Consider the following 26,306-nt stretch of genomic DNA (forward strand, 5'->3'; position numbering starts at 1 on the left):
GGCATGTGCTGTGGTACCGGCATGACAGGTTTCGGACGGCGAGAATTCTTCGGTGTGACGGCGGGCGCAGCGGTGCTTGCGGGCGTAGTGGCATGTGGCGGAACGGAATCCACGCAACCGGCGGTGGCCTCCGATGTGCCTGGCCCCGGCGCGGTGACGCTGCGGTGGTGGGGGAACAACGGATGGGAGATCCGGCTGCCCGGCGGCAAGACGGTGCTGATCGATCCCTGGCTGACCAGGTTCCATACCGGAACCTATACCGAAGCGGGCGCCGACCCGGAGACCCCGATCACCGTCGACACCGCGCTGATCGACCGTTACGTGGACAGCGGTGAGCTGCGCGCCGACCACATCCTGGTCACCCACGGGCACTACGACCACCTCACCGACGTGCCTTATCTGGCCAGGAAGACCGGCGCGACGGTGCTCGGCACCGAGACCCATCTCAATGTGATGGCCGCGCTCGGCGCACCGGAAGACCAGCTCGCCCTCGCCACCGGTGGCGAGTACCTGCGCTTCGACGGCTACACCATCCGCGTGCTGCGGTCGCTGCATTCCGCGTCCGGGCCGAGGGCCGAGGTGGCGTTCGCGGGCACCCGTCCCGGTCTCGGCGCGGGAAAGCTGCCGGAGCCCAGGGTGATTCGTGATCTGGTCGAAGGCGGCACGCTCGCCTACGAGGTGGCCGGTGGCGGCGTGCGCGTCCTGAACTTCGGCGGCTCCAACTACATCGAATCCGAACTCGCCGGTCTGCGTCCCGACGTGCTGCTACTCCCAGCGGGCGGCGGCAAGATCACCGACTACGTCGCCCGCCTCCTCCAGGTCACCGGCAACCCCCGCTACGTCCTGCCCACGCACTGGGACGATTTCGACCATCCGCTCACCGCACCAGCCCGCGACTGGGGCGGCCTCGACTCCCTCCGCAAAGCGGTGGCTCAAGCCAGTCCCGGTAGCGAGTTCGTCCAGCTCGACCACCTCCAGACCTTCACCGTGCCGCAGGTGTGACGAGGCCGCGATCACTCGGTGCTGCGTCGTAGATCGCGGACGCTCACCGCGATCACCGCTCGGGCCAGGGCGCGGAGATCGTCGGCGATGGAATCCGGTTCGACCGCGCCTTCGAACCCCTCCAGGATCGCGCCGTCCGGCCAGCGCACCTCGTATCGGTACCAGCACCACCGCTCGCTGGGGTGGTAGGGCAGATCGAGTTCCAGTCGCACGGCCATTTCCTTCAGTGCCGCCGACACTTCCGCTGCCCAACCCGCGTTCGCCACCTGCCACCACACCGGACTGTGTCGATCGCCCTCGAAGATCTCGACCCGATACGTAAACAGACTGCCCCCTCACCGAACGCGGTCAACCCAAACACCCTGCCAGACCGCGTCCCCGAGCTACCGTGAAACCGGGGTCGAGCACACCAAATTGGTTCGTATGCACTACTGTCCTGCCCCCTGCGTCGACCGGATGGTCGGCGTGACTAGGTGCTGACGGTGGCGAAGGTTTCGAGGTCGTAGTTCTTGGCGTAGCCGTTCTCGACGCCCACCAGGAGGTCGACGATCTCGAAATAGCGGTCCCAGAACGGGGTTTCGCGGAGGGCCTCGATCAGGAGCTGATAGCAGTCGTGACTGTCGGCCTCCCACATCCAGACGTCGGTGACGCGGGTGGAGTAGAACTCGGTGTCGAAGAAGCGGGAGCGGACGCCCTTCGTCCTTTCGTTGATGGCGGGCAGGACTTCGGTTTCGAAAGCGGCGACACGCTGCGCAACGGTCAGCGCCAGCCATTCCGGGGTGGTCTTCACCAGCATGAACGCGGTGATGGCGGCAGTCGTACGCATGGGAATTCCCTTCTGTTGCCGCCCGATCGACGAGTCGTCGGGCGGGCGGACAGTGACATGACCATGAGGTTAGGAATCCGGTAGTGCTGCGCGCCACGCAAGTTGTGTAAGTCCGTTTTGCGCTCTGTGCAATTCGCTTTCAGTGGCTGAACGCGCCGGCGTGGTCGGCGGCCCAGGTCGAGAAGCCGAGGGCCGGGCGGCCGAGCAGTTCTTCGACGGTGTGGGTGGTGGGACCTGGGACGCGGGCGTAGTCCGCGAGCGAACCGAGCAGCCGGGCGGGGATCTCTTCGGGCAGGCCCTGTGCGCTCATCGCGGCACGCACCTGTTCCGGTGGCAGTTCGAGGAACGACAGGTCGCGGCCGATGGCGTCGCCGAGCAGACGGACCTTGTCGTACTGGGTCAGCGACTGCGGACCGGTCAGCACGTAGTGGCGGCCGGCGTGGTCCCCGCTCGTCAGCGCGCGGACGGCGACGGCGGCGATATCGCGTTCGTGGATCGGCGAAGTGGCGGCCTTGCCGTAAGCGCCGCGCACCACATCGCCGCCGCGCAGTTGCGGTATCCAGGCCAGCGTGTTGGCGTCGAAGTCGGCGCAGCGCAAGGAAGTCCACGCCAAACCCGAGGCTTCGGCGGCGGCCTCCAGTGCGTGGAACCCGGCGATGAATCGGGGTTCGCCTGCGGGGTATTCGACGGTGGCCGCCGAGACGACCACTACCCGGCGAGCACCGTACTCGGCTGCGGTGGAAAGGATTTCGGGCGCGGTGGCGATAGCCGCGCGCGAGCTGAGCAGTACCGCCTCGACGCCGCTCCACGCATCGCGGGGTATGGCCGGCACCGACGGATCACCCTGCACCACAGTGGTTCCCGGTGGTAGGTGGGCGGCGGTGGCGCGGGTGACGGCGGTGACTTTCGCGCCGGACTCGTGCAATTGGGTGACTACTTCCCGGCCTACCGTTCCGGTGGCGCCGATGACGACGATCATGATCGACCTTCTTCGTTCCTGGTCGGCCGCTGCCGCGGCCTCCAACGGATGTCGTAAAATATGAAAGTCATATTATTTGATACGAGCCGGAGATGATATGGGTTCCGTAGTAAATGGTGGTGATCCTCGTCACCGTCGTCGGGTGACGACCCGGATCAAGGACTCGTTGCGCGCGGTACGCAGTCAGTTGGCCCTGTTCAACCGGCAGGTCAGCGCGCGGCTGGAACTCAAGGAGGTCGACTTCGACTGCCTGGATCTGATCAACGGTCACGGCCCGCTGAGCCCCAGCGCGCTCGCGAAACACGCCGGCGTGCACCCCGCCACGCTCACCGGCGTCCTGGATCGACTGGAGCGGGCGGGCTGGATCGTGCGCGAACGCGCCAGCGACGACCGCCGCGCGGTCGTCGTCCGCTCCCTCCCCGACCGGCTCGGCGAGATGTACGACCTGCTATCTGGAATGAACACCGCCGTCGACGAACTCTGCGCCGACTACACCCCGGAGCAACTCGAACTACTAGCCGGATTCCTCGATCGCGTCACCGCCGCCGGGCGCACCGCCACCGAAGGGCTCGTCAAAGAGTGAGGTCACTACAACGGCGGCCCGGTCGGCCGCGGCCTAGGCGCGATGCGTCGATCTGCCTTTGCTGCGGCTGTCTGACTACCTTTTTGTATTCGAGAAGTGTGACTCCCAAAAGGTAGTCAGGTATCCTGACTCCTAAAAGGTAGTCAGGGAGGTGTCATGGAGTACGCGGGCAAGGTCACCAGTGCTGAATCGCTGGGGCGAATTCTCCAGCAGGCACGGCTGCTGAGCGGGTTGAGTCAACGTGAGCTTGCGGAGCGCCTCGGCACTACCCAGCGCTATATCTGGGAGATCGAGGCAGGTAAGCCGTCGATCTACACCAAGCGATTGTTCGCGATGATGCGAGAGACCGGGATGGAACTCACTGCCACCATCGAACCTGAGAACCGCCGTGGGTGACCTCGTCGTGGAGTTGTACGACACTCGCATCGGAAGGATCGCTGGTACATGGCGCAACTTCGATTTCGTCGCCGATGCAGAGGCGATCGCCAGGTTTGGGCTCGACAGTTCGATTTTGTCTGTATCTATCCCTTTGGCGGCCATCGCAACCCGTGGTCATAAGGCCCGACGCCAGAACTATTTCCGGGAGCTTCTTCCCGAAGGCCGGATGCGGATTCGGATGGCGATGGAGGGGGATCTGGCAGAACAAGATGTCATCGGTTTGCTCCGGCGCTATGGACGTGATGTCGCCGGTGCCCTGCAGATTTGGGATCCGGACGTTCCTGGCGAGCCGAAGGTCCCCGGACTGGAGCAACTCACGGCCGCAGGGGTCGCGCACATGCTCAACAACGTGCAGGACAACCCGCTGGGCAACAAACCTATCGGTGGAAAGACTTCCTTGGCAGGTGTCCAGGACAAGATCGTGCTCGCTCGCACCAGCGATCGTTGGAACCGGGTGATCGACGGCTACCCGTCGACGCATATTCTCAAGCCGGCATCCCGAGATAATCCGACCATCATTTACGACGAGGAGTATGGTTCGCGCTTTGCCCGTGCGGCGGGGCTGGCGGAGTTCGACACCTGGATCGAGGAATTCGAGGGCACGCCTGCCGTGGTGATCGAGCGGTACGACCGGGTAGCCGACTCGGAGGTCGTGCGGATTCACCAGGAAGATTTCAACCAGGTGCTCGGTGCCAGTGGGGATCAGAAATATCAGAAGTTCGGTGGGCGAGTCGATTTGGCACGCATCGCCGCTGTCTTGTCCGCGATCGCTGATCGTTCCTCTCTGGAACGGCTGCTGCGGATGGTCACGTTAGCGGTTGCTGTTGGCAACCTGGACATGCACGCGAAGAACATTTCCATGCTGCATCGTTCGGACGGGACTGCGACGCTGGCGCCGGCCTACGACTTTGTCCCGCAGGTGCACCAACCCAATGACGGAGAGATGGCGCTCGCAATCGACGGTGAGTACCGCCACCGGGCGATCACCCGTGCACATCTCGTGGCCGACGGTCAGTCTTGGGGAGTGTCCGATGCCGAACAGATCGTTGATGGATTGCTCGACACCGTGATCGAGGTTGCTGCGACAGAATCGCCGCATCCAGCGGCACACCCGAGCCTGCCCGTCGATATCGCCCGCTTCGCTGCCAACTTGGCAGCGGGGCGAGCGGCTGGCGATTCCTGACATCATGTAGCACAGCTGGTTTCGTAATGTTAGATCGAACTGAGCTGATGAGGCCGAGCCTTGAATCCGCGACTGTATGTCGGTCTCGCTTGCTAACGTTCCCTCCGTAAGTTGACGAGGTCGTGATGCTCGCTTGGAGGCCACCCGTGACAGCAGCTCTCCGCCCTTGGGGCGAACGTTCCAATACAATTGGCTTCGTCCCCGGGAAGAAGGAATCTCGACAGGAGGCGTTGAAAGATATTCTTGATCAATTGACCATTAAATCTGGGCATGAAATTCGCATCAAGATGGCAAGTGGCAAGGAAGTATCTGTGCCGGTCGATGACATTTGCGGAAAGCAGCTGTCTCGCGGTGCGCTGGTGCGGCGAGAAAAAGATATGTGGATAACCACAGATGCTGCGAAAAACTGGCTCGACACGGGCCGCAATTCGGATCTTGCTGATCATCTTCACGCCAATGTGAAGTTTTTTGGCGAGTTGTTGAGGAGATCGAAGGCGTCCATAGCCAGCGAGATCTTCTCCGGGTTGCCAAAGATTATGGTTTGATGTGGACAAGCGCAGATCAGGTTCATCGGCGTATAAGCTGGATGGAGTTGTTGGGGCTCGTGGAGCGGTGGGGGAATAGCAAGTTTGTAACCACCGATTCTGGCCGGAATTTCCTGCAGCGCGTGACGCTTGCAAACCCAAGTGACGTGGTGGGGATTCGACGAGATGAGGAAGATGAGGAAGTTGTACTTGTTCCGCCGAGTGAAAGTGCTCAGGTTGCTCTGTCGCATCAACGCGCCCGAAAAGTGATCATTGGATATATTCCTCGCGGCCGAAAGGCTCCCGATAGAGGCGATAGCCCGGGTTCGCAGTCGCCATTCGATGCGATCAGGGCGCTATTGGACCTGGTCGGCGATAGCATCTCGATGGATCAATACTATGAACAGTGCGCTTCAATAACAAATTCACGCTACTGACATCCGAAGATCTGGCAACGCTTGTCCAGCGTCATCTGGTGCACCCGTTGACGCTAACGGAGCTACGAGTCCTTTTTCAGCGTGATGGCGACGATTTGGCCGATATCGAGGAGCAGTATTCGGCCTCCGCTCGGTCTGCCGAGTTGCTTACGAAGATCATCGAGCTTCTTTACGCGGAGGCACGTGAAGAGGATCCACTGCTCGACGGGTATATCAGCTTGGAAAACATAAACTATGCTCTCCGGAAAGAGATGTCGCCGCGTCCGGCTTCTTCTGCGGTGGAGGAGTGTTTGAAATTTCTTTCGCATGACCTCGTTCGTGGTGCAATACGAAGCGGAAACAAATATAAACTGTCAGATGCTCCGGCGAACGTCATGCGCCGATTGGTGGGGCTAGGTGCGGATCTTTGCTCGATTGCCCCTGTGGCCGACTAGTGAAGGACGCGGTGGCGCCGGGGAAGGCGGCGGTCGTACTCATGGGAATTCCCTTCTGCTGAGCGACGGCCCGTGTCGAGAAGCGATGGACGGGCGGCCGGGTCCGGAACGGCCACGGTACGGCGCGTAGCCGGTCTTGCCTACGACGGGCGGATACAGACCGTGAATTGTGAGACGATGCCGTCCTCGCCGGTTGGGCACGGCGGGTGCGACTCGTAGTTCGTATCGACAACCCAGCGCAAGTCGCCGACATGATCACAGTGGGCGAGCCGCGTCGGCGATCCGGACGCCGAGGTCGTCGAGTTCGTCGAGGACTGCGCCGGCGCCCCAGATCTGGTTGCGTTTCCGGTCGGTGAGGGGCCGTAGTACGCCGGCTTCGGCCAAGCGGTCGATTGCCGCGAAAACACTACTGCGAGAAGCTTTTGTCAGGGCTTGCGCCTCTTCGGCGGACAGGGTCGGGTGGGCAGGTAGGTGTTCGAGCAATGCAGCGGCGGCGCTGCCGGCGCGCACGCCGCCGAGCATCTCGCGCCACTCGCGTGGGATCTCGTCGCGCAGCCGCTCGGCTGTCGTTCGCGACTGTGCGGCCGCGATCGCCGCACATCGCGCGAAATCCGAGATGAGCGGCCGCACGTCACCTGTCCGGTAGAGCGTGAGCAGCTCGAAGTAGCGGTCGCGCCGGGCTACCAGTGCCGACGCGAGCGGAACCACCACCAGTGTGGTTACGCCACGCAACCGCAGCACACTGTTGATGAGCGCCCGCCCGATCCGGCCGTTGCCGTCGGTGAACGGATGGATGGACTCGAACTGCGCGTGCGCGACCGCGGCTTGCGCGAGCGCCGACAGATCGCTCCGGTTGACGAACGTCTCTAGATCGGCCATGTAATCGGCCACGGTGTCCGGTGGTGGCGGAATGTAGATCGAACCACGCGGCGAATGATCGCTGCCGCCAATCCAGTTCTGCATGTCCCGGAAGCGCCCGGCATGCTTGTGTTCGTACTTGTCGTCGGCCATGAGAATGCGATGCGCGGCAAGGAAATTCGGTATGGTGACCCGGCGCTCTCGGGAGGCGGAGCCAATCAGCGCGTCCAGCGCAGCTGTTGCGGCGGCCATCGCCATCGCCGAAGGGTTGCTCCGAATGCCGTGTAGCGCGCGAGCGTAGTCGTCGAGATCGGCGTCGATGGCTTCGATCTTCGATGACGCTACCGACTCGGTGCGCAATAGCAGTAACCCCAACGCCTCGAGTTGGTCCCCATGGGCGGCGTCCAACACCGCGATCTCCCGAACTGCCGCCTCCAATTCGGCCGACAGCGCAGCATCGATGTCGACTGTCTGGCTGGCGATCCTCGGTGGCAGGGACACCTCGATCGCACGCAGCATTCGATCGTCCCGGGTGCCGCCGCGATGCGTCTGCTGCCACGCTCGCCGCTCCCGGGCGTGCGCGGGCCACTCTGTCGACACAGACGCCTCCTAACCCGGAAAAACCACGACCTTAGTCCGATTTAAACTTATAACTCGGACTAACGCAACGATCAATCCGAGTTGATTTCGCACGTGAGAGGTGAGGATGGATCGGGTTTGCGTGCGCCTGGTATGGCAGGCTGGAAGCGTGAACCAATTGGCTGCTGCGACATCTCCCTACCTGCGTCAGCATGCCGACAATCCAGTTCACTGGCGGGAGTGGGATGCCGCGGCGCTGGGCGAGGCGCGGGAGCGGGACGTGCCGATCCTGTTGTCGGTGGGGTACGCGAGCTGTCACTGGTGTCATGTGATGGCGCACGAGTCGTTCGAGGATGCGGCGACGGCGGAGTTGATGAACGACAACTTCGTGTGCGTGAAGGTGGATCGGGAGGAGCGGCCCGATCTGGATGCGGTGTACATGAATGCGACGGTCGCGATGACCGGGCAGGGCGGGTGGCCGATGACGTGCTTCCTGACCCCGGCGGGGGAGCCGTTCTACTGCGGAACGTACTACCCGAAGGTGCCGCGCGGCGGGATGCCGTCGTTCACGCAGCTGCTCACGGCGATCACGGATACCTGGCAGCACCGGCGTGATGAGGTCGATCAGGCTTCGGCGCAGGTGACCGAGGCGCTGCAGGCGCAGGCCGCGGGACTGCCGGACTCGGAGTTCACGATCGTGCCGGAACTGCTCGACCACGCGGTCGCGGCGGCGCTGCGGGACGAGGACCCGAAACACGGCGGATTCGGTGGGGCGCCGAAGTTTCCGCCGTCGGCGCTGCTGGAAGGCCTGCTGCGCAGCTGGGAACGAACGGGTGACCAAGCGGTGCACGCGGTGGTCGTTCGCACCGCCGACGCGATGGCGCGGGGCGGCATCTACGACCAGCTGCGTGGTGGTTTCGCTCGGTATTCCGTCGACGCCGCCTGGGTGATCCCGCATTTCGAGAAGATGTTGTACGACAACGCGCAATTGCTGCGCGCCTACGCGCATCTGGCGCGCCGGGAGCCGCCGGAATCGTTGGCGCACCGGGTCACGCGGGAGACGGTTCAGTTCCTGCTCGACGATCTCGGTACCGAGCACGGTGGTTTCGCCTCCGCGCTGGACGCGGACACGCACGTGGAAGCTGGTAAGCCAGGGGTGGAGGGCGCCACCTATGTCTGGACGCCCGCCGAACTGATCGGCGAACTCGGCCCCGACGACGGTGCTTGGGCCGCAGCCTTTTTCGGAGTGTCCACGGCCGGAAACTTCGAGCAGGGCACCTCGGTGCTCACCCGGTACACCGAACCCGAAGCGGCGGAACACGATCGACTCGAACGGGTCCGGGCGACCCTGCGCAAGGTCCGCGACGGACGACCCCAGCCCGACCGCGACGACAAGGTGGTCACCGCGTGGAACGGCATGGCCATCACCGCGCTGGCCGAAGCGGGCGCCGCGTTCGGCGCGGACGACTGGGTGGCGGCCGCTGCCCGCTGTGCTCGATTCCTGTTGTCCGAGCACGTGATAGACGGGCGGGTGCGCCGAGCGTCGTTGCACGGGGTGGCGGGTGCGTCGCCCGGCGTGCTCGAGGATTACGCGTGGCTCGTCACCGGCCTGCTCGCACTGCATCAGGCCACCGGCGAGCTGGATTGGCTCCAGCACGCGCAACGCCTGCTGGACACCGCGATTCAGCATTTCGCCGACCCCGCGACCCCCGGCAGCTGGTTCGACACCGCCGACGATGCGGAAACCTTGGTCACCCGCCCGCGCGACCCGATCGACGGCGCGACCCCGGCCGGCGCCTCGTCCCTCGCCGAAGCCCTGCTCACAGCCGCCGCCACCAGCGAACCCGACCTGGCCATCCCGTACCGCGAACTGGCCGAGCAGACCTTGCAGCGCGGCGCGGTCGTACTGGCCCGCGCCCCCCGCTCGGCAGGACAGTGGCTCACGGTCGCCGAGGCCGCGCTGCAGGGCCCACTGCAGATCGCCATCGCCGCCGAATCCCCCGACGCCCCAGCCGAATTACTGGCCGCCGCCCGCGCCGCCGCACCGGGCGGGGCGATCATCCTCGCCGCCGCCCCGGATGCCGTCCCACTCCTAGCCGACCGCCCCCTGCTCAACGGCGGACCCGCCGCCTACGTATGCCGCGGCTCGGTCTGCGACCTCCCGGTAGGCACCGCAGACGAACTACGCGCCGCTCTCACCTGAAGTAGCGGACGGGGGCGCGGGCGTTCGTAAGCGAGTGTCTCGGTGGCGGCTGAGACGACTAGTTGAGCCGTGGGATCCGCGCGTCCCGCCGCGCGCCGCTTGCGGCTCCCTTGCCGCGGCTCGGTCTGCGACCTTCCAGTAGGCGCCGCAGACGAACTGCACGCCGCTCTCCACCTGAAGTGGCGGTCAGCCACTCGACTACGTCCAAGCGGCCGCCCGGCAGGTGCTGGACTGTTGATCACCAGGTAATGGTGGTGTTGCGTTCTCGGCCGATGCCGCCACCGTTACCTGGTGATCGGGTGACCGATTCGAACCCACGGGGTCATTCGGGTTCCGTTGTGGCGGTGCGGGCTTCGGCTACCGGGCTGCGTTTGATGAGGGGGTCTGCGATGGCGCTGCCGTCGATCACGCGTTCGGCGGCGGTGCCGGTGGTGACCGGGCTGGGGCGAGCGGCGGTGCGCCGGTCGTTGTCGGTCCAGCAGGCGGTCGGGGTGTGCATGCCGCGCAGCAGGATGGTTTCGTAGTGCACCCATTTGGTGCGTTCGTGTGATGCCGCGGCGGCGATGACCGCACCGCTCACCAGGATTCGGCGCGGCGCCTCTTTGGCCTCGGTGGTGAGACGGGCGGCCTCGTTCACGGCATCGCCGATGACGGTGTATTCCAGGCGGGTGTCGGAGCCGACGTTGCCCGCGAAGACCGGTCCGCGCGCGACGCCGATGCCGATATCGAGCTCCCCCGCGGCCAGCACTTCGTCCCGGATCCGGCGGGCGGCGCGCAGCGCGGGAGTCGCGTTGTCGCGCAGTTCGATCGGGGCGCCGAAGATACACAGCGCCGCATCGCCTTCGAACTTGTTGACCAGTCCGTTGTTCTCCTCGGTGGCCGCGACCACGGTGGCGAGCAGCCGGTTCAGCTTGGCCACGAACTCTTCCGGGGGCAGTCCGGTGGACAGCTCGACCGAGCCGGTCACGTCGACGAACAGTGCGGTCACCTCGCGCACGTCACCGGTCAGGTCGACACCGCCGGCCAGTGCCCGTTCGGCCACCTCGTTGCCGACGTGCCTGCCGAACAGGTCGCGCATCCGCTGCCGCTCGGACAGATTCGCGGCGAGTTCGTTGACCGAGTTCTCCAGTCGCCCGATCTCGCTGGTGCTGCCGACCGGAACCCGCACGCCGAGATCGCCTTTGGTGATCCGATCCAGCGCCCGGCGCAGCGTGCGCATCGGCGAGGCGACGGCGCGGGCCAGGAAGGCGGTGGCGATCGCGCCGACGGCCAGGCCGACGATGGAAAGGTAGATGGCGGTGCGGATGCGGTCGGTCGGGGCAGCCGCCGGGTTGGCCAGCACCACGATCAGCATCAGCAGCGGCAGCGCGCCGGCCACCGCCCAGCTCACCACCACCCGGACCAGCACGCTCGAACTCCAGTGCATGGTCGGCCCGAGCACCGCGGCGACCACCGGAATGGTCGGCCGGATCAACCGGTCCACGATGAGGAAGGTGAGCCCGACCGATTCGGCCCCGCCCAGGGTGAACAGCGCGGCCATCACGGCGGGATCGTTGTCGGGTGCGAGGTTCATCAGCGTGATCGTGGCGACGATCACGCCGGTGATCCACACCGCGAAGGCTCGGGTGGTGATGATGAGCGGCAGCCGTAGCACCTGCCGCGCCTCGTCCTCGGTCGGCTTGCGCCCCTGGTCGAGCCAGCCGAAATGGTACGAGCGGTCGCGCACCGCGAGCGCGACGCCGGCCACGAATCCGACGGTCGGGTAGATGCCCGCCAGGATGACGGATCGGAGCCAGTTGTCGCCGAGCATGCTGAGCGACCCGCTGAGCCACAGCTCGGTGACGATCACCCCGAGACCGCTGAGGTTGGCGGCGATCACCACCGCAGCCAGCCCGGCGCGTGCCTTCAGCGCCCAGATGACCAGCCGCGCGATCATGCCGTGCACCTCGTTTCCGCTCCGCTGTGCCATCGCTGCGCCGCCATTGTCGTTCCGATGTCGCTGCCGACTTTATTGCCGAATCGGTGAAAACCAGGCATTCTGCCGGTGTGCCCGGCCGATTGTGCAGGTCAGCGCAGTACGACCAGCCAGACCGCGATGTAGTGCGTCAGCGCGGCGAGCACCGTCGCGGCGTGGAAGAACTCGTGGTGGCCGAAGACGGCCGGCCACGGGTTGGGCCATTTGGTGGCGTAGAGGATCGCGCCGCCGCTGTAGAGCAGTCCGCCGATGAGCAGCAGGATCAGCGGTGCGATACCGATATTGGTGTTCAGCTGGCCCGCGACCGGCACGATCGCCCAGCCGAGCAGCAGGTAGAGCGGCACGCCCACCCAGCGGGGCGCGGTGGGCCACAACAGTTTCAGCGCGACTCCGGCCAGGGCGCCCGCCCACACCACGGCCAGCAGCGTCTGTCCCGTGCGGCCGGGCAGGCCGAGCAGCGCGAACGGGGTGTAGCTGCCCGCGATGAACAGGAAGATCATCGAGTGGTCCGCGCGCTTCATCCGGATCCGGGCCTGCGTGGTCGGCCAGGTGATCCGGTGATAGATCGCGCTGATGCCGAACAGGCCGCAGACGGTCAAGCCGTAGACCAGGGTGGACCAGCCCGCGGTCGCCGAGAGGGTCGCCGCCTTCGCGATCAGCACGATGGCCGCGATGGCCGCGACGCCGACCGCCCAGGTGTGGATCCAGCCGCGCATCCGGGGTTTGATCAGCGCCTCGGCGAGCGACTCCGGCGCCGATCCCGCGACCACGCCGGAGTCGGTGGCACCGACGGATTCGGACACGAGCTACCTCCTGGTTGAACTCACCGGTAACCTACGGAACCGTAGGTTACCGCCCCTTCGTCACTGTACCGGGATGTGCGGTGGCTGACAGGATCCTGCCCGTGGGGCGTAGGGTGGCCCGCGTGGAGCTTCCGGTTCAGGTGCGGGGTTTGCCGTATCGCATCTACGAGGCCCGGCTGACCAAGCAGCTGGCCGGCAAACAACATCCCCGCCACGTCGCGGTGATGTGCGATGGTAATCGGCGCTGGGCTCGGGAGAACGGTTTCGCCGATGTGAGCCACGGCCACCGCGTCGGCGCGGTGAAGATCGCCGAGCTCGTCGGCTGGTGTCAGGCCGAGGGCATCGAGATGGTCACCGTCTACCTGCTCTCCACCGAGAACCTGCAGCGCGATCCCGACGAGCTGGAGACGTTGTTCGAGGTGATCACCGACGTGGTCGAGGAACTGTCGGCGCCGGAACAGAATTGGAGCGTGCGCGTCGTCGGCTCGCTCGACGGATTCCCCGAGCTGATCGCCAAGCGCATCCGCACCGCCGCCGAGCGCACCGAGGACCGCAACGGGGTGCACGTCAACGTGGCCATCGGCTACGGCGGCCGGCAGGAGATCACCGACGCGGTGCGCTCGCTGGTCCGCCAGGAGATCGCGGCGGGGGAGACCGGCGAGGATCTGGTGCAGTCGATCACCGTGAACGCGATCGGCCAGCATCTCTACACCTCGGGTCAGCCCGATCCGGATCTGGTCATTCGCACCTCCGGTGAGCAGCGTCTATCCGGTTTCCTGCTGTGGCAGAGCGCATACTCGGAGATATGGTTCACCGAGGCGTACTGGCCGGAGTTCCGGCGTGTGGACTTCCTGCGGGCGCTGCGCGACTACGCGGCCAGGCATCGCAGGTTCGGCATCTAGTCCGGCGCGCATGGCCGCTCGCGCCGGCGGGGAGGGCGTCGTGCGCGAGGTAGACAGCCGCAACGGTGCGCAGGTCGCGGCCGCCGGGCCGTACATCGGTTACGAGGAGTTCGGCAGGCGCTTCTTCGAATACGCCGCCTCCGAGCAGCGCATTCTCGGCGCCTTCGATCAATTGACCGGTGCGGCATTCGATTTCGGCCCGATCGGGGTGGGCCCGGCGAAGTTGGCCAAGGCGAGCGCGCAGGTACAACTCGGGCAGGCGCAGGTGCGCCGCGAGGTCGAGGACGTGATCTCGTTCCAGCTGAAGATCCCGCTCAGCGTGGACATGCTCATCGATCTGGCCTTGGATCGGCATCGATTCGAGGTGGACGGCAACATCCATCTGCACCTGACCGTGCGCGCGGCCGAGCCGCTGCGGGTGATCATCGACATCGCCACGCCGCGTTCCAGCGATGTCCGGATCAACGTCGCCACCGACACCATGCGCGGGCAGTTGCTGCGCATCCTCGCCAGCGTCGATCAAGAGATCCGGCGTTTCATCGCGCGCTATATCGCCAAAGAGATCGACAAACCGCACATTGCCGCGGCCCGCGATATCAATGTGGCCAAACGCCTCGACGAGGCGTGGAAATTGTAAGCGGGATCACAATTTACGCAGTCGCAGCCGATTGATGGCGTGGTCGGCGTCCTTACGCAACACGAGTGTCGCGCGCGGCCGGGTGGGCAGAATGTTCTCCACCAGATTCGGCCGGTTGGTGTTGTTCCAGATCTCCTCCGCGGCGTGCGTCGCCTGGTCGTCGGTGAATCCGGCGTAGTGGTGGAAATGCGCGTTCGGGTTCGCGAACGCGGTCTGGCGCAGGGTGAGAAACCTTTGTACGTACCACTTCTCGATGTCCTCGATGCGGGCGTCGACGTAGATCGAGAAGTCGAACAGGTCCGAGACCATCAGCCGCGGACCGGTCTGCAGCACGTTCAGGCCCTCCACGATCAGGATGTCGGGCTGGCGCACGCAGTGGAACTTGTCCGGCACGATGTCGTAGGAGATGTGCGAGTACACCGGCGCGCACACCTCGGCCGCACCGGATTTCACCTCGGTGACGAATCGCAGCAGCTTGCGGCGGTCATAGCTTTCCGGAAAGCCCTTGCGGTGCATGATGCCGCGCCGGGTGAGTTCCGCGGTGGGATAGAGGAATCCGTCGGTGGTGACCAGATCCACCCGGGGATGGTGATCCCAGCGGGCCAGCAGTGCCTGCAGCACGCGGGCGGTGGTCGATTTGCCGACCGCGACGCTACCGGCGACGCCGATCACGAACGGCACCTGCCGATCGGGATGGGTCTCGCCGAGGAAGGTGGCGGTGGCGGCGAACAATCGCTGCCGCGCGGCCACCTGGAGGTGGATGAGTCGAGCGAGCGGCAGATAAACCTCGGCCACTTCTTCGAGGTCGATCTGTTCGCCGAGACCGCGCAGGCCCCTCAGTTCTTCCTCGGTGAGCACCAGGGGAGTCGACTTACGCAGAGTTCGCCACTGTTTCCGGTCGAATTCCACATACGGACTCGGCTCGCTCATTCGTGCCACTTACCCGACGCTCCACTTCGGCAAACACGCACACATACCGTGCCGGCTCAGTGAGATTCGGTCTAGCTTTCGCCGCATAGCCGAATTCTGCTCTGCGCCGGTAGCGCGGGAAAAGTGGGGTACCGGTACCTGTTGGTAACCGGGTGTCATTGTGTCGCGCGCCGCACCCGGCGGAGGGCTAATGTCGGTCGGATGGAAGCGCATCCACTCGTGACCGAGTACCTGCGGCTCGGCTTGGCATTCGACCGTTTGGAAGAGGGGTTCGTCGACGCGTACACCGGTGACCCGGCACTGCGTCGCGACGTGGCGAACGGTCCCGCACCGGAGCCGCGTCAGCTGGCGCAGCGGGCGGCGGCCCTGCGCGCCGAGTTGCCGGACGCCGGGCTGACTGCCGAGCGTACCGAGTTCCTGGATGTGCACCTGCGCGCGCTGGAATGCTCCGGGCGCAAGTTCGCCGGCGACGACATCGGATTCGTCGACGAGGTGCGCGCCTACTTCGACGTCGATATCGCGCCCGCCGACGTCGAGGACTACCGGGACGCGCACCGGCAGATGGACGAGGTCCTGATGGGCGACGGCCCGCTGGCCGAACGGGTGGCCGCGCACCGCAAAGCCGACGAGATCCCGCCGGAGCGGCTGCCGGCCTGCGTCGAGGCGTTCTCCGGCGCGCTGCGCGAGCTGGTCCGCGCCCGCTATCCGCTGCCCGACCACGAGCACGTCACCTACGAGGTGGTGGGCGACAAGCCGTGGTCCGGGTTCAACTACTATCTCGGCAATTTCCACTCGCGCGTGGCGATCAACTCCGATCTCAAGCAGCACATGACGCACTTGCCGCTGTTGATCGCGCACGAGTCCTACCCCGGTCATCACACCGAGCACTGCCGCAAGGAGGCCGGCCTGGTCGCCGCGGGTCAAGCCGAGCAGACGCTGTTCCTGGTGAACACGCCGCAGTGCCTGATGGCCGAGGGACTGGCCGACCTGGCGCTGCGCTCCCTGGTCGGGCCGGGCTGGGGTAAGTGGGCGCAGGAGATCTACGCCGATCTCGGCCTGCGCTTCGACGGTGAACGGGCGGAACGGCTTTCGGACGCCTCCGCGAAACTCGTCAGTGTCCGTCAGGACGCGGCGCTGCTGCTGCACGACCGGCATCGCACCCAGGACGAGGTGGCCGAGTTCTTGCAGACCTGGAGTCTGGTCACCCCCGAGCGCGCCCGGCAATCGCTGCGCTTCCTCTCGTCCCCGCTCTGGCGCGCCTACATCTCCACCTACGTCGAGGGATATCGCCTGCTCGGCGGCTGGCTGGATCGAGCGGCCGACGCCGAGGAGCGCTCGGATCGTTTCCGTCGCCTGCTCGACGAGCCGCTCACGCCGGGCGCGATCCGCCGCGGCTGAGGTCGGCCCGCGTACTGGGGCCGAACGCGAATTCGCACCCGCCGCCGGGCAGTGGCAGCGGGTGCGAATCGCGGCAGCGCCGGCTATGCGGCGGCCGTGTGCGTCCTACTGGATGACTCCGCAGTTCACCCCGGCGGAGAGGGTGCACATCATGAAGGCGAGCTGGCGGAGCAGCCCTTCGAGGGGGTTGGACGGAACTGCGACGAAGGCGAGCATGCTGACTCCTCGACGGGTGGACTGTGCACCCGGTTAACCGATCGAAAATGGTTGTTTCGTTACATTCCGAGTGACCCGAAATGTTGCGCCCCAAGGGATTGGGGCTGCGGCGAGAATACCGGGTGCGTCGATCGGCGCTACGTCGCGAGGGGGTGCGGTGCCGAGATCACGCGTCGAGGGGTTCAGGCGGGCGTAAAGGTGATCCGCACCGAGATCGGGTCGCTTTCCAGCGCTTTCATCGTCCATTCCGCGGCGGATTCGGGAATGCGTCCGGTGGCGAAACTGCGCGCGCGGGCGACCACATCGTCGTCGGGGACGAACGCGGCGGTGCCGGTGTACCAGCGTTTGCCCTGGCGCAGGCGGACTTTGGGGTCGGCGACGATATTGCGGGCCCAACCGGAGCGCCGACCGTGCTGGGAGATGAGCCAGGCGCCGTCCGGGTCGATCGAGACGGTCACCGGGACCCGGCGCGGCTGACCGGTTTTCGCGCCGGTGGTCTCCAGCTCGGCGAGCAGTGCGGACCGGATGCCGACGCGGTCGAGCAGGCCGACGGCGGGATTGGCGAAGTAGCGGCCGAAAAACCGTTCGCGGCGGAACTTGCGGACGGCTGCGCTGGGGCTGCGTTCACGCATAGCGGTGCTCCTTGTTTTCGTTGAGCTTCAGCGGTTTCCGCGGAAGATGGCGCAGGTGGTGGTGGCGTGCGCGACCAGGCGGCCCTGCTCGTCGACGACGCGGCCCTCGGCGGTCGCGGTACTGCGACCGACGTGAATGGTGGTGCCGGTGGCGGTGATGCGCTGTCCGTCGGTCGGCACCGCGCGGATGTAGTTCACCTTCAGCTCCAGCGTCGTGTACCCGACGCCCGCCTCCAGCGTGGTATGCACCGCACAGCCCATCACCGAGTCCAGCAGGGTCGCGCAGATGCCGCCGTGCGTAGTGCCGAGCGGGTTGGCGAAATCGGGCCTGGTCCGCACCGCGAAGACCACCTTGCCCTGTTCGATCAGGTCCACCTCCATGCCCAGCAGGTCGCCGATGAACGGCGGGCGATCCGGCGTCGTCATCGCGGTCCGGAGCAGTTCCAGACCGGACAGCTGTGCGAGGTCGAGGGTGGTTTCCGACATCGATCCGCTCCTTTCGGTGAACCGATCGGTCCACATCTGTCATGATTGGAGCATGGACCGATCGGTTCACGCAACTGTGTCCCGGAAGGAGCCCGGATGACCGGCCCCCGCGCTCGCTTGATCGAGAGCGCGATCCAACTGGTCTGCGAGCAAGGCGTGCATGCGGCCGGACTCGCCGCGCTGCTCGACCGCGGCAAGGCCTCGCGGAACTCGCTCTACCAGCATTTTCCCGACGGCAAGAGCGAGCTGGTGGCCACCGCGACCACGGTCGCGGGTGAGCGCCTCGCCGCGGTGATCGAGAAGATCACCGCGTCCCGTCCCGCGCAGCAGTGGCTGGACGCCCTGATCGGCTGGTGGGTCAACGCGCTCGAAACGAGTTCGTTCCGCACCGGGTGCCCGATCGTCGGCGCCGCGCTCGCCGAATCCGAACCCGGGGTGCAGGCCGCGGCCGGTGCGGCCTTCGTCGACTGGCACGAAAAGCTCGGCAGCGCAATGGAAACCGCAGGTCTACCGGCCGAGGAAGGCGCGTCGTTCGCCGGTTTCGTGATCAGCGCGATGGAGGGCGCCATCGTCCAGTCTCGCGCGATGAAGTCCACCCAGCCGTTGCTCGACGCGCAGAAACACCTCGGCGTCCTGCTGGACCACTATCTCGGCGCGGCCGAGTAGCGGGCCCACGACGGCTGAGCGCACCGCCACGGCAGGGCGGTGGCCGGTTCGTGACATGCGGCGAACCCCCTGCTGATGGGCGCAAAGGCGGCCCATAGACTGAGGCGGTGACGCAGACGACGGCCTCGGTCAATACTCAATCTCTCGGTGAGCTCGACCCGGAGCTCGCCGCCGCGATGGCGGGGGAACTCGCCCGCGAGCGCGACACGCTCGAGATGATCGCCTCGGAGAATTTCGTGCCGCGCGCGGTGCTGCAGGCGCAGGGCAGCGTGCTGACGAACAAGTACGCCGAGGGCTACCCGGGCCGTCGCTACTACGGTGGCTGCGAGCACGTCGACGTCGTCGAGACCCTCGCTCGCGACCGCGCCAAGGAACTGTTCGGCGCCGAATTCGCCAACGTGCAGCCGCATTCCGGCGCGCAGGCGAACGCCGCGGTGCTGATGGCGCTGATGGATCCGGGCGACAAACTGCTCGGCCTCGACCTCGCGCACGGCGGTCACCTGACCCACGGCATGCGGCTGAACTTCTCCGGCAAGCTCTACGAGACGCACTTCTACGGGGTCAGCAAGGAAGACCACCGCATCGACATGGACGAGGTGCGCAAGATCGCGCTCGAGGCTCGGCCGAAGGTGATCGTCGCGGGCTGGTCGGCCTACCCGCGCCAGCAGGACTTCGCCGCGTTCCGCGCGATCGCCGACGAGGTCGGCGCCTACCTGTGGGTGGACATGGCGCACTTCGCCGGTCTGGTCGCCGCGGGTCTGCACCCCTCGCCGGTGCCGCACGCGCACGTCGTCTCGTCCACCGTGCACAAGACCCTCGGCGGTCCGCGCTCCGGCCTCATCCTGGCCAAGCAGGACTTCGCCAAGAAGCTCAACAGCGCGGTGTTCCCCGGCCAGCAGGGCGGTCCGCTCATGCACGCCATCGCCGCGAAGGCCGTCGCCTTCAAGATCGCGGCCGGCGGCGAGTTCAAGGAGCGGCAGGAGCGCACCCTGTCCGGTGCGAAGATCCTCGCCGACCGTCTGACCGCGGCCGATGTTCAGGGCAAGGGCGTCAGCGTGCTCACCGGCGGCACCGACGTGCACCTGGTGCTCGTCGATCTGCGCAACTCCGAGCTCGACGGCCAGCAGGGCGAGGATCTGCTGCACGAAATCGGAATCACGGTGAACCGCAACGCCGTTCCGTTCGATCCGCGCCCGCCGATGGTCACCTCGGGCCTGCGCATCGGCACCGCGGCGCTGGCCACCCGCGGCTTCGGCGACACCGAGTTCACCGAGGTCGCCGACATCATCGCCAGCGCCCTCGCCGGCACTTCGGACGTGGACACGCTGCGCGGCCGCGTCACCAAGCTCGCCCAGAGCGTCCCGCTGTACGACGGCTTGGAGGACTGGCGCCTGCTCGGCTGAGTGCCACTGGTTTCCTGAACGGGCGCGCACCTCCGCAACCGGAGGTGCGCGCCTGTTTCGTATGCGAAGCTCGCGTGCTCACCGAGGCCATCCGTCGCAGTACGTGAATCGGGGCAGTCGGACGCGCGTGGCACCTCAGCTGCCCGGCATCTCGATTCCCTTGGCGGCCGCGAGGGCGGCGAGCTTCTCCATCTCGTCGATGGCCACGGCCAGATGGACGTGCAGTCGCCCGTCGTCGTCGCGGCGCAGCAGGTATTCGTAGTCGCTGTCGGTCATTTCCGTGCCGTCGCCGTCATAGAAATGCCAGCGGACGCGGATTCGGGTGACGCGGGCGGTGAGGTCGGCCTGTTCGAGCAGCGTGTGACCGACGGAGGAGAGGCCGAGCGCCTGATAGAACGGGTAGGACTGCTTCAGCCCCTCGGCCATGTCGGCGGTGCTGGACAGTGCGCCGACGAACGCGTCACTGACGATCATGCCCGGCTCGCCCCACAACGCCACCGAACGCTCGGCATCGAAGGTGCTCAATCCCGTTCGATATTCGACCAGAAACGACTCGATCTCGTCCCGAGTAGTAGTCATATCGGCGAGTTACCCACGCGCGGTGCCGCCAATACCGCTCACCCCGATTCCATGCGCGCCCTGGCCCGGGCGATCGCATCGTCGAGGTAGCGCCGGATATCGGCGCTGGTGCCCGGCCGGATCATCAGGGCGCGATTGGCCGGAACCTCGTAGTAGCGGCCGTCGGTCGTGTCGATCCAGCGCAGGCGGCCGGTGCGCAGCGGTTCGGCGTTGCGCGGGCCGAGCAGCACCGAGGCCATCCCCCGGGTGGTGCAGGTCTGCCGCCAGAACCGCCGATACTTCTCTTTCACCTCGCTGGCGGGCGCGCTGCCGAACAGGTCGGGCCGATCGTCGTTGAGATCGTCCAGCAGGAAGCTCTTCTCGCCCGTGCTGCCCGCGCTTGCGTCCGGGAGCATGCGCACCAGCTCGCTCGCGAGCTGGTCGGCGCGGCAGCGCCGCAACTGCACCCGGCCGCCGTCGGGGGCCTGCTCTTGCTGCGCGATCACGCCGACACCGCTGCGGGTGGCACAGCCGATGGCACGCAGCTCGACACCGTCGCGGGTGTTGTCGCAACCGAGCAGCTCGATCCGCCAATCCGGCCGGGCCAGCGCGGTGATGGTGCGCGACAGCGGGATTCGCTCGTCCTTGGCCAGTTCGTCCCGAAATCGTTGCTGGTACAGCTGGTATTCGTGCAAGCCGGGGAACCGGCTGGTGAAGCGGAACGGAAAGGGCAGGCGGTCGAGGCCGGTACCGAACCAGGCCGCCGCGAACTGCTCGGCCGACAGCGACCACTGCGACGTCATTCGACCCCGATCACCGGCGGCACCGTGGGCTTCACCTCGCCGAGCAGTTCCTTCGCGTGCTCCTCGGTCCGCAGATAGCCGGGCGCCTTGTGCTCGTCGTCGTCCTCGCCGCGGGCCCGGACGCCCGGCGGGACCATGCCGGAATACCCTGCGACACCGGGAGTTCCGGCACGCACCGGGGCGGCGGCCGGCTGCGTGCCGGTGGCGCCCGGCGTCGTCGCGGGCGAGGCGGGACGTGAGGTGCCCGGTTCGTTGACCGGGCTCGCCACACCGCTCGGACGATCGAACGTCGGCGTGCTCGGCCGGTTCGGTGTCCCGTTGACCGCGGCGGAGGTGACCGTCGACGGATTCGGCGGGGTGCTCGGCAGTGTCGCCGCCGGCACCACCGTCGGAAGGGTGCTGAACGGGCTGGTCGTGGTGGTCGGTTTAGCGGTGGTGGTGGCCGCCGGCGTCGTCGTCGCGGTGTCGGTGGGCTGGCCGTTCGAAGCCGCCTGCGTGGCAGCGGGTTCCGTACTCGGCTGTTCTTCGCCGGAACCGGGCTCGGTCGGCTGCTCGGCTCGGCCGGTTCCGGCGTCGCCGCTGTTCTCCGACGATGTTCCGGAACCGGTTGTGCCGGAGCCGGTATCGCCGTCGGTGGTCTTGGCCGGGCCGGTACCGGTGTCGCTGCCCGTACCGGTGCCGGTACTCGGTAGTGGTGCGGAAACCGGGTTGATCGGTGGTGGCAACGTCGGAATGGCCGGGGCGGTCGTGCCGTACGGCTGGATATAGTGCGTGGTCATGTCGTCGCGGGCCTGCTCCTCGCCCGCGTTGCGCAGTTCCGGTCCGCGCGGATTCGTCGACGTGTCCACCACCGGAGGCACCGATGCCTTGAATTTCGCCGCCGCACCGGAGGCCTGCGACAGCGGCGTGCTCTGCGCGTGCAACGATTCCCCGAATTCGCCGACCCGCGTCGCGTAGTCGCGGATACCGCGCACCGCCTGCTCGGCCGCCGCACCCTCCCAATGCTGTTCGACCGCCTGCTTGATCGCGGTCTCGAACTGATGACCGGCGTTCGTCACCGCGGTAGCCATCTTCGACCAGGCGTCGACCGCGCTGTTCACCCCGTCCGGGCTCATCTCGTCGGCCGCCTGCTTGATCTCGGCGTGGGTAAAGCTTTGCGCGTTCTCGGGATTGGTGATCGCGCGGCCGTCGGTCTGTTTCATGATCGCTCCCCCGCAGGGTTGTTCAGCTGCCCGCCGGCAGCAATGGTGCGACTGATTGGGCGATTTCGGTGGCGTTGTCGCAGGGCGGCAGTTTGCGCGGGTGCTTGCCGGTCGGATCGTCGACGAGCACGTAGAGCGAGCCGCTCGTCATCTCCACGTTGACCGTGCAGCCACCCGGCACATCGGGCCTGGCCTCGTATCGCAGCGCCTTGCGTCCGGCGATCGAGATATCCGCGGCCGCCGGAAACTTCTGCCGTACCTGATCGAGCGTGCCGTTGGTGGTCTCGATGGTGAAGCCGTAACCGGCCTTGGCAACGTAGCGGCAGCCCTTCCACGTGATGCCGGACGCCGTGTTCTGTTTCGGCGACGGCGGCAGCGCATCCCACTGGCGTTCGCTGAGGAACTGCGGCGTCAGCGACGTGCAGGGATCGAAGGTGGTCTGCGCGGTCTGCTGGTCGGTAGCGGGTACCCCCGACGTGGTGGCGGGGGCGGCAGTCCGGCCTTGGCCGTCGCATCCGGCGAGCAGGACCGCCAGCATCGGCACGGCCACGAAAACAATTGGTGGGAAACGGTTCCCACGCGCGCCGAGCTTCATACGCGCAGCTCCCGCAACTTGGTCGCGAAGTCGGCATCGGTGCGTGCATAGGTCTCGCACATCGCTTGGAACATGGACCGGACGTCCTCGGCGACGGTGATGTATTCGTTCAACGTGTCGTAGGCATTGTTGGGACCGCCGAATGCCTTCTCCCGGAACAGCTGTACGAGTTCGATCGCCGACGACAGGCGCGGGTTCGCCTCGCCGAGCCCCCACGCGGCTTTCTCGCTGAGTTCACGCGCGTCCCCACGCAGGCCGGTGAGCTGGCTGATCAGCTCCTGGCACGCCTTGTCCATATCGACGAACCCCTGCGGATCCATCCGCACCTGCAACGCCCCGGACTTCGCATCCTCGATGTACCCCGGAAACGGGCTGTCCACCATCACCGTCCCCTTTCGTCAGTGCCTCTGACCCTATAGACGCGCCTCGCCCCGCATCGGTTCCATCGAAACACAGCCGATTCATTGCTGTCTGCGGATCGGGGATGGACCGGCACGTACCGGTCGGCCTGGAACCGCCGGTGGGGTCCAATCCGATGCGCGCCAAATGGTTTCAGTTGATCTCTGCGGCGGCGACGAGGCTGGGGTAGTCCCGCAGGTCGATGTCGTTGGCGACCTTGTCGGTGTACTTCAGCATCAGGGTGAACAGGCGTGAGTTGAAGAACCAGTTGCGCAGTCGGATGCCGAGTGCGGTCTTCGGCGCGAGGAACCGGCCCGCGTTGCTGTTGCCCGCGATCTTGGCATAGCCCCGCATGATCTCGTCGTAGCGGGCGAAGGCCACGTCGTAATCCCCACCGGCGACGGCGAGTTCGCCCGCGAGCACGTACGCGCCGACCACGGCGAGCCCGGTTCCGAAGCCGCCCAAGGTGTTTCCGTAGGCCGCGTCGCCGACCAAGGCGACCCGCCCCTCCGTGTAGTGCCCTTTCAGCCGTACCAGGCTGAGGGTGTCGAGGTAGAAGTCGTCGAAGTCGCGCATTTCGCCGAGCATCCGCGGCACTTCCCAGCCGACGTCGGCGAATGTCTGCTCGACGATGCGGCGCTGGGCCGCGGTGTCGTCGCGCGCGTAGTCGAGTTCAGGGGAGGCGAACACGTACATCTGCTGCGCTTTCGCGCCGCCGCTGATCGCGAGCTTGCCGGGGACGTTGTGTCCGTGTCCGATCGCGCGTTCGCGCGACCCGAGACGGTCGGTGCGCCACGGACTCGCGCCCGCGATGCAGTAGTAGTAGCCGAGGTATTCGACGAGATCGCGCTCCGGCCCGAACGCGAGCCGGCGTACCCGGGAGTGGATGCCGTCGGCGCCGAAGACCAGGTCGAAGGTCCGGGCGGGCCCGTGCTCGAATTCGACGTGCACGCCGTCGGCGTGCTGGGTGAGCGCGCTGATCGAGTCGCCGAACAGGTATGCGCAGCGGTCGGCGGTGCGCTGGTACATCACCTCGGCCAAGTCGCCGCGCAGGATCTCCAGTTCGCCGCCGGTGAAGTCACCGGACATCACGGCGAGCCGCTTGCCGTTGTCGTCGACGAAGACGGTGTCGCTGGTCCCGGTGCGGCGTTCCCGGATGTCGTCGAGGATGCCCATCCGCTCCAGCACGGTGAAGTGGGTGTGGCCTTTGAAGTCGATGGCCTGGCCGCCCGGCCGCAGCGTGGGGGCGCGTTCGACCACGGTGACGTCGAAACCGTAGCGGTGCAGCCAGTAGGCGAGGGCAGGGCCGGCGATGCTCGCGCCGGAGATGAGAACGGTCTTGTTGCGCATGGTGGCTCCTGAGGTCCTGATCTGTGTCCGACGGATTCTGTTTCCGTTGGACACAGATCAGCGTATGGTAGACACAGTTTTGAAGTCAAGACGTCCTCCGGAAGGATGTGGCCATGCCGACCCCGACAACCGTCGAACTGCTCTGGGGTATCCAGCAGCGGCCCAAGCGCGGGCCGAAGCCCGCCCTCACGTTGGCGGGGATCGTGGCCGAGGCGATTGCGCTCGCCGACGCCGAAGGGCTGGCGAACCTGTCCATGCAGCGGCTCGCGGATCGGCTCGGGTTCACGAAGATGTCGCTGTACCGGTATGTGCCGGGCAAGGAGCAGCTGACCGCGCTGATGCTAGAGGCCGCCATCGGTGCGCCGCCGGAAATAGCTGCGGGGCAGCGTGCTTCGAGCGAAGAGCCCTGGCGTGCCGCGCTGTGCGGATGGGCCGAGACATTGTTCGAGCGCTACCGGGCCCATCCGTGGGGGATCGAACTCACCGTGGGGGTGCGGCCGATGGGGCCCAATGAGATGGGGTGGATGGAGGCCGCGCTGGATGCGCTCGCCGAGACCCGGCTGACCGCACCGGAGCGCCTGGACTCCATCGTGCTGCTGTCGGGACATGTGCGCAGCCTCGTGCAGCAGGGTCCGGCCGTCGCGGAGGCGTTCGAGGAACAGGTCGCGGGGCAACTCGCGGCCATGGTGTCGGTGGCGTCGGACCGGTATCCGCTGGCGGTGGCCGCGTTCGCCGAGGAGGGTGCGGTCGCGGGCGGGGTCGGCGCGCTGCGCTTCGGCATCGATCGCATCCTCGACGGTCTCGGTGTGCTGATCGCGGCCCGCGCGACGACGTAGCCGTTTCGGATCGGGACTGTCGAACGGGGGTCGGCGGCCTATGGTCGGACCATGACCCAGGACCTCGACCTCCAGCAGGACGCGATCACCACGGTGCGGGAGTTCTTCTCCGCGCTCGAGCTAGGCGCCGTCGCCGAGGCGCTGGAACTGCTGCACCCCGAGGTGGTCTGGAAGAACTCCACGCTGCCCGCTCTCGGCGGCGGGCTGACGCGCAAGATCCTGCGCGGGCTGGAGCGCGACGCGCTCGGTTTCGAGGTGCAGATGCATCACATCGCCGCCGACGGCGACTTCGTGCTCACCGATCGCACCGACGTGCTGCGGGTCGGTCCGGTGCGGGTGGCCTTCTGGGTGATGGGCACGCTCGAGGTGCGCGACGGCCGAATCATCCTGTGGGACGACCACTTCAGCTGGGAGAACCTGTTGCGCGGCGCGGTCGCCGGCGTCGCGCGGGCCGCGCTGTCGCGGTGAG

Annotated in this window: 29 protein-coding genes; 14 read left to right on the plus strand and 15 right to left on the minus strand. The window is 66.5% G+C overall.

The features are described 5' to 3' along the window. The first annotated feature begins 21 nt into the window (after positions 1-21). Positions 22-1,002, plus strand: coding sequence for an MBL fold metallo-hydrolase (locus tag TY25_RS27285; RefSeq protein ID WP_081869142.1), 981 nt, complete (start codon positions 22-24; stop codon positions 1,000-1,002). Between the two features lie 11 nt (positions 1,003-1,013). On the opposite strand, the gene TY25_RS27290 is transcribed toward TY25_RS27285, so the two are convergent. The 3 genes from TY25_RS27290 to TY25_RS27300 form a co-directional block, all read right to left on the minus strand. Beyond that, on the minus strand, positions 1,014-1,214 hold the full coding sequence (locus tag TY25_RS27290) for a hypothetical protein (RefSeq protein WP_146154139.1): 201 nt from the start codon (positions 1,212-1,214) through the stop codon (positions 1,014-1,016). 257 nt (positions 1,215-1,471) lie between these two features. Further along, positions 1,472-1,828, minus strand: coding sequence for a darcynin family protein (locus TY25_RS27295; protein WP_042260722.1), 357 nt, complete (start codon positions 1,826-1,828; stop codon positions 1,472-1,474). A 139-nt stretch (positions 1,829-1,967) separates the two neighbouring features. Beyond that, the gene (locus tag TY25_RS27300; RefSeq protein ID WP_042260725.1) at positions 1,968-2,807 is read right to left on the minus strand and encodes an NAD(P)H-binding protein; all 840 of its coding nucleotides are present in this window, start codon (positions 2,805-2,807) and stop codon (positions 1,968-1,970) included. A gap of 142 nt (positions 2,808-2,949) precedes the next feature. Between TY25_RS27300 and TY25_RS27305 the strand changes: the two genes are divergently transcribed. From TY25_RS27305 to TY25_RS42905, 5 genes are all read left to right on the plus strand, one after another. Continuing rightward, on the plus strand, positions 2,950-3,390 hold the full coding sequence (locus TY25_RS27305) for a MarR family winged helix-turn-helix transcriptional regulator (RefSeq protein ID WP_226887175.1): 441 nt from the start codon (positions 2,950-2,952) through the stop codon (positions 3,388-3,390). Between the two features lie 156 nt (positions 3,391-3,546). Beyond that, positions 3,547-3,786 carry a helix-turn-helix domain-containing protein gene (locus tag TY25_RS27310; protein ID WP_042260729.1) on the plus strand — a complete coding sequence of 80 codons (240 nt, stop codon included), beginning with the start codon at positions 3,547-3,549 and terminating at the stop codon, positions 3,784-3,786. Positions 3,787-3,793: 7 nt separating this feature from the next. Then, complete coding sequence (locus TY25_RS27315) at positions 3,794-5,011, plus strand: type II toxin-antitoxin system HipA family toxin (RefSeq protein WP_201773715.1); 1,218 nt, start codon at positions 3,794-3,796, stop codon at positions 5,009-5,011. 146 nt (positions 5,012-5,157) lie between these two features. Further along, positions 5,158-5,556 (plus strand): hypothetical protein, encoded by a 399-nt coding sequence (locus TY25_RS42900; protein WP_146154140.1) that lies wholly within the window; start codon positions 5,158-5,160, stop codon positions 5,554-5,556. A 385-nt stretch (positions 5,557-5,941) separates the two neighbouring features. After that, positions 5,942-6,406 carry a hypothetical protein gene (locus TY25_RS42905; protein WP_146154141.1) on the plus strand — a complete coding sequence of 155 codons (465 nt, stop codon included), beginning with the start codon at positions 5,942-5,944 and terminating at the stop codon, positions 6,404-6,406. A gap of 255 nt (positions 6,407-6,661) precedes the next feature. Here the strand turns inward: TY25_RS42905 and TY25_RS27320 are convergent, their stop codons facing one another. Further along, complete coding sequence (locus TY25_RS27320) at positions 6,662-7,522, minus strand: Fic family protein (protein ID WP_236639151.1); 861 nt, start codon at positions 7,520-7,522, stop codon at positions 6,662-6,664. A 448-nt stretch (positions 7,523-7,970) separates the two neighbouring features. On the opposite strand from TY25_RS27320, the gene TY25_RS27325 reads away from it, so the two are divergent. Continuing rightward, a complete protein-coding gene (locus TY25_RS27325) occupies positions 7,971-10,046 on the plus strand; it encodes a thioredoxin domain-containing protein (protein WP_042260735.1) in 2,076 nt (691 codons plus the stop codon). A gap of 322 nt (positions 10,047-10,368) precedes the next feature. Here the strand turns inward: TY25_RS27325 and TY25_RS27330 are convergent, their stop codons facing one another. Together TY25_RS27330 and trhA are read right to left on the minus strand one after the other, a co-directional pair. After that, a complete protein-coding gene (locus TY25_RS27330; RefSeq protein WP_042260737.1) occupies positions 10,369-12,015 on the minus strand; it encodes an adenylate/guanylate cyclase domain-containing protein in 1,647 nt (548 codons plus the stop codon). A 98-nt stretch (positions 12,016-12,113) separates the two neighbouring features. Further along, positions 12,114-12,737, minus strand: coding sequence for a PAQR family membrane homeostasis protein TrhA (gene trhA, locus TY25_RS27335; protein WP_042260791.1), 624 nt, complete (start codon positions 12,735-12,737; stop codon positions 12,114-12,116). A 200-nt stretch (positions 12,738-12,937) separates the two neighbouring features. Between trhA and TY25_RS27340 the strand changes: the two genes are divergently transcribed. Further along, the gene (locus TY25_RS27340; RefSeq protein ID WP_014988067.1) at positions 12,938-13,726 is read left to right on the plus strand and encodes an isoprenyl transferase; all 789 of its coding nucleotides are present in this window, start codon (positions 12,938-12,940) and stop codon (positions 13,724-13,726) included. A 10-nt stretch (positions 13,727-13,736) separates the two neighbouring features. After that, on the plus strand, positions 13,737-14,363 hold the full coding sequence (locus TY25_RS27345) for a hypothetical protein (RefSeq protein ID WP_226887177.1): 627 nt from the start codon (positions 13,737-13,739) through the stop codon (positions 14,361-14,363). 6 nt (positions 14,364-14,369) lie between these two features. On the opposite strand, the gene coaA is transcribed toward TY25_RS27345, so the two are convergent. Next, complete coding sequence (coaA, locus tag TY25_RS27350) at positions 14,370-15,302, minus strand: type I pantothenate kinase (RefSeq protein WP_014988065.1); 933 nt, start codon at positions 15,300-15,302, stop codon at positions 14,370-14,372. Between the two features lie 192 nt (positions 15,303-15,494). Between coaA and TY25_RS27355 the strand changes: the two genes are divergently transcribed. Beyond that, on the plus strand, positions 15,495-16,691 hold the full coding sequence (locus TY25_RS27355) for a hypothetical protein (protein ID WP_042260739.1): 1,197 nt from the start codon (positions 15,495-15,497) through the stop codon (positions 16,689-16,691). Positions 16,692-17,089: 398 nt separating this feature from the next. Here the strand turns inward: TY25_RS27355 and TY25_RS27360 are convergent, their stop codons facing one another. Then, positions 17,090-17,539 carry a nitroreductase family deazaflavin-dependent oxidoreductase gene (locus tag TY25_RS27360; protein ID WP_042260741.1) on the minus strand — a complete coding sequence of 150 codons (450 nt, stop codon included), beginning with the start codon at positions 17,537-17,539 and terminating at the stop codon, positions 17,090-17,092. A 27-nt stretch (positions 17,540-17,566) separates the two neighbouring features. Continuing rightward, positions 17,567-18,025 carry a PaaI family thioesterase gene (locus TY25_RS27365; RefSeq protein WP_029899322.1) on the minus strand — a complete coding sequence of 153 codons (459 nt, stop codon included), beginning with the start codon at positions 18,023-18,025 and terminating at the stop codon, positions 17,567-17,569. Positions 18,026-18,121: 96 nt separating this feature from the next. On the opposite strand from TY25_RS27365, the gene TY25_RS27370 reads away from it, so the two are divergent. Further along, complete coding sequence (locus TY25_RS27370; protein ID WP_042260744.1) at positions 18,122-18,691, plus strand: TetR/AcrR family transcriptional regulator; 570 nt, start codon at positions 18,122-18,124, stop codon at positions 18,689-18,691. Positions 18,692-18,798: 107 nt separating this feature from the next. After that, positions 18,799-20,094: a serine hydroxymethyltransferase gene (gene glyA, locus TY25_RS27375; protein WP_042260746.1), complete on the plus strand. Its 1,296-nt coding sequence runs from the start codon at positions 18,799-18,801 to the stop codon at positions 20,092-20,094. A 135-nt stretch (positions 20,095-20,229) separates the two neighbouring features. Here the strand turns inward: glyA and TY25_RS27380 are convergent, their stop codons facing one another. The 6 genes from TY25_RS27380 to TY25_RS27405 form a co-directional block, all read right to left on the minus strand. After that, the gene (locus TY25_RS27380) at positions 20,230-20,673 is read right to left on the minus strand and encodes a DUF6841 family protein (RefSeq protein WP_042260748.1); all 444 of its coding nucleotides are present in this window, start codon (positions 20,671-20,673) and stop codon (positions 20,230-20,232) included. 38 nt (positions 20,674-20,711) lie between these two features. Then, the gene (locus TY25_RS27385; RefSeq protein ID WP_042260750.1) at positions 20,712-21,455 is read right to left on the minus strand and encodes an ESX secretion-associated protein EspG; all 744 of its coding nucleotides are present in this window, start codon (positions 21,453-21,455) and stop codon (positions 20,712-20,714) included. Next, a complete protein-coding gene (locus TY25_RS27390; protein ID WP_042260753.1) occupies positions 21,452-22,657 on the minus strand; it encodes a hypothetical protein in 1,206 nt (401 codons plus the stop codon). Before TY25_RS27390 ends, TY25_RS27385 begins: the two co-directional genes overlap by 4 nt. Before the next feature lie 22 nt (positions 22,658-22,679). Continuing rightward, positions 22,680-23,207, minus strand: a complete 528-nt coding sequence (locus TY25_RS27395; protein WP_042260755.1) for a DUF3558 domain-containing protein — start codon at positions 23,205-23,207, stop codon at positions 22,680-22,682. 41 nt (positions 23,208-23,248) lie between these two features. Further along, positions 23,249-23,635 (minus strand): hypothetical protein, encoded by a 387-nt coding sequence (locus tag TY25_RS27400; protein WP_042260757.1) that lies wholly within the window; start codon positions 23,633-23,635, stop codon positions 23,249-23,251. Between the two features lie 169 nt (positions 23,636-23,804). Continuing rightward, positions 23,805-25,001, minus strand: a complete 1,197-nt coding sequence (locus TY25_RS27405; RefSeq protein ID WP_042260759.1) for an FAD-dependent monooxygenase — start codon at positions 24,999-25,001, stop codon at positions 23,805-23,807. Between the two features lie 113 nt (positions 25,002-25,114). Between TY25_RS27405 and TY25_RS27410 the strand changes: the two genes are divergently transcribed. Both TY25_RS27410 and TY25_RS27415 read left to right on the plus strand, forming a co-directional pair. Further along, the gene (locus TY25_RS27410) at positions 25,115-25,837 is read left to right on the plus strand and encodes a TetR/AcrR family transcriptional regulator (RefSeq protein WP_042260761.1); all 723 of its coding nucleotides are present in this window, start codon (positions 25,115-25,117) and stop codon (positions 25,835-25,837) included. Positions 25,838-25,888: 51 nt separating this feature from the next. Then, the gene (locus TY25_RS27415; RefSeq protein WP_042260763.1) at positions 25,889-26,305 is read left to right on the plus strand and encodes a limonene-1,2-epoxide hydrolase family protein; all 417 of its coding nucleotides are present in this window, start codon (positions 25,889-25,891) and stop codon (positions 26,303-26,305) included. The last annotated feature ends 1 nt before the right edge of the window (position 26,306 follow it).

This window comes from Nocardia brasiliensis NBRC 14402, assembly GCF_000308475.2.
Lineage (GTDB): Bacteria > Actinomycetota > Actinomycetes > Mycobacteriales > Mycobacteriaceae > Nocardia > Nocardia brasiliensis.

Excerpts from the sequence above, each read along its gene's own strand:
- TY25_RS27285 (WP_081869142.1), top strand. The coding sequence starts at position 22 with ATGACAGGTTTCGGACGGCGAGAATTCTTCGGTGTGACGGCGGGCGCA.
- TY25_RS27295 (WP_042260722.1), bottom strand. The coding sequence starts at position 1,828 with ATGCGTACGACTGCCGCCATCACCGCGTTCATGCTGGTGAAGACCACC.
- TY25_RS27300 (WP_042260725.1), bottom strand. The coding sequence starts at position 2,807 with ATGATCGTCGTCATCGGCGCCACCGGAACGGTAGGCCGGGAAGTAGTC.
- TY25_RS27310 (WP_042260729.1), top strand. The coding sequence starts at position 3,547 with ATGGAGTACGCGGGCAAGGTCACCAGTGCTGAATCGCTGGGGCGAATT.
- TY25_RS27320 (WP_236639151.1), bottom strand. The coding sequence starts at position 7,522 with ATGGCGATGGCCGCCGCAACAGCTGCGCTGGACGCGCTGATTGGCTCC.
- TY25_RS27325 (WP_042260735.1), top strand. The coding sequence starts at position 7,971 with ATGGATCGGGTTTGCGTGCGCCTGGTATGGCAGGCTGGAAGCGTGAAC.
- TY25_RS27330 (WP_042260737.1), bottom strand. The coding sequence starts at position 12,015 with ATGGCACAGCGGAGCGGAAACGAGGTGCACGGCATGATCGCGCGGCTG.
- trhA (WP_042260791.1), bottom strand. The coding sequence starts at position 12,737 with ATGCGCGGCTGGATCCACACCTGGGCGGTCGGCGTCGCGGCCATCGCG.
- TY25_RS27345 (WP_226887177.1), top strand. The coding sequence starts at position 13,737 with ATGGCCGCTCGCGCCGGCGGGGAGGGCGTCGTGCGCGAGGTAGACAGC.
- TY25_RS27355 (WP_042260739.1), top strand. The coding sequence starts at position 15,495 with ATGGAAGCGCATCCACTCGTGACCGAGTACCTGCGGCTCGGCTTGGCA.
- TY25_RS27360 (WP_042260741.1), bottom strand. The coding sequence starts at position 17,539 with ATGCGTGAACGCAGCCCCAGCGCAGCCGTCCGCAAGTTCCGCCGCGAA.
- TY25_RS27365 (WP_029899322.1), bottom strand. The coding sequence starts at position 18,025 with ATGTCGGAAACCACCCTCGACCTCGCACAGCTGTCCGGTCTGGAACTG.
- TY25_RS27370 (WP_042260744.1), top strand. The coding sequence starts at position 18,122 with ATGACCGGCCCCCGCGCTCGCTTGATCGAGAGCGCGATCCAACTGGTC.
- TY25_RS27380 (WP_042260748.1), bottom strand. The coding sequence starts at position 20,673 with ATGACTACTACTCGGGACGAGATCGAGTCGTTTCTGGTCGAATATCGA.
- TY25_RS27385 (WP_042260750.1), bottom strand. The coding sequence starts at position 21,455 with ATGACGTCGCAGTGGTCGCTGTCGGCCGAGCAGTTCGCGGCGGCCTGG.
- TY25_RS27390 (WP_042260753.1), bottom strand. The coding sequence starts at position 22,657 with ATGAAACAGACCGACGGCCGCGCGATCACCAATCCCGAGAACGCGCAA.
- TY25_RS27400 (WP_042260757.1), bottom strand. The coding sequence starts at position 23,635 with ATGGTGGACAGCCCGTTTCCGGGGTACATCGAGGATGCGAAGTCCGGG.
- TY25_RS27405 (WP_042260759.1), bottom strand. The coding sequence starts at position 25,001 with ATGCGCAACAAGACCGTTCTCATCTCCGGCGCGAGCATCGCCGGCCCT.
- TY25_RS27410 (WP_042260761.1), top strand. The coding sequence starts at position 25,115 with ATGCCGACCCCGACAACCGTCGAACTGCTCTGGGGTATCCAGCAGCGG.
- TY25_RS27415 (WP_042260763.1), top strand. The coding sequence starts at position 25,889 with ATGACCCAGGACCTCGACCTCCAGCAGGACGCGATCACCACGGTGCGG.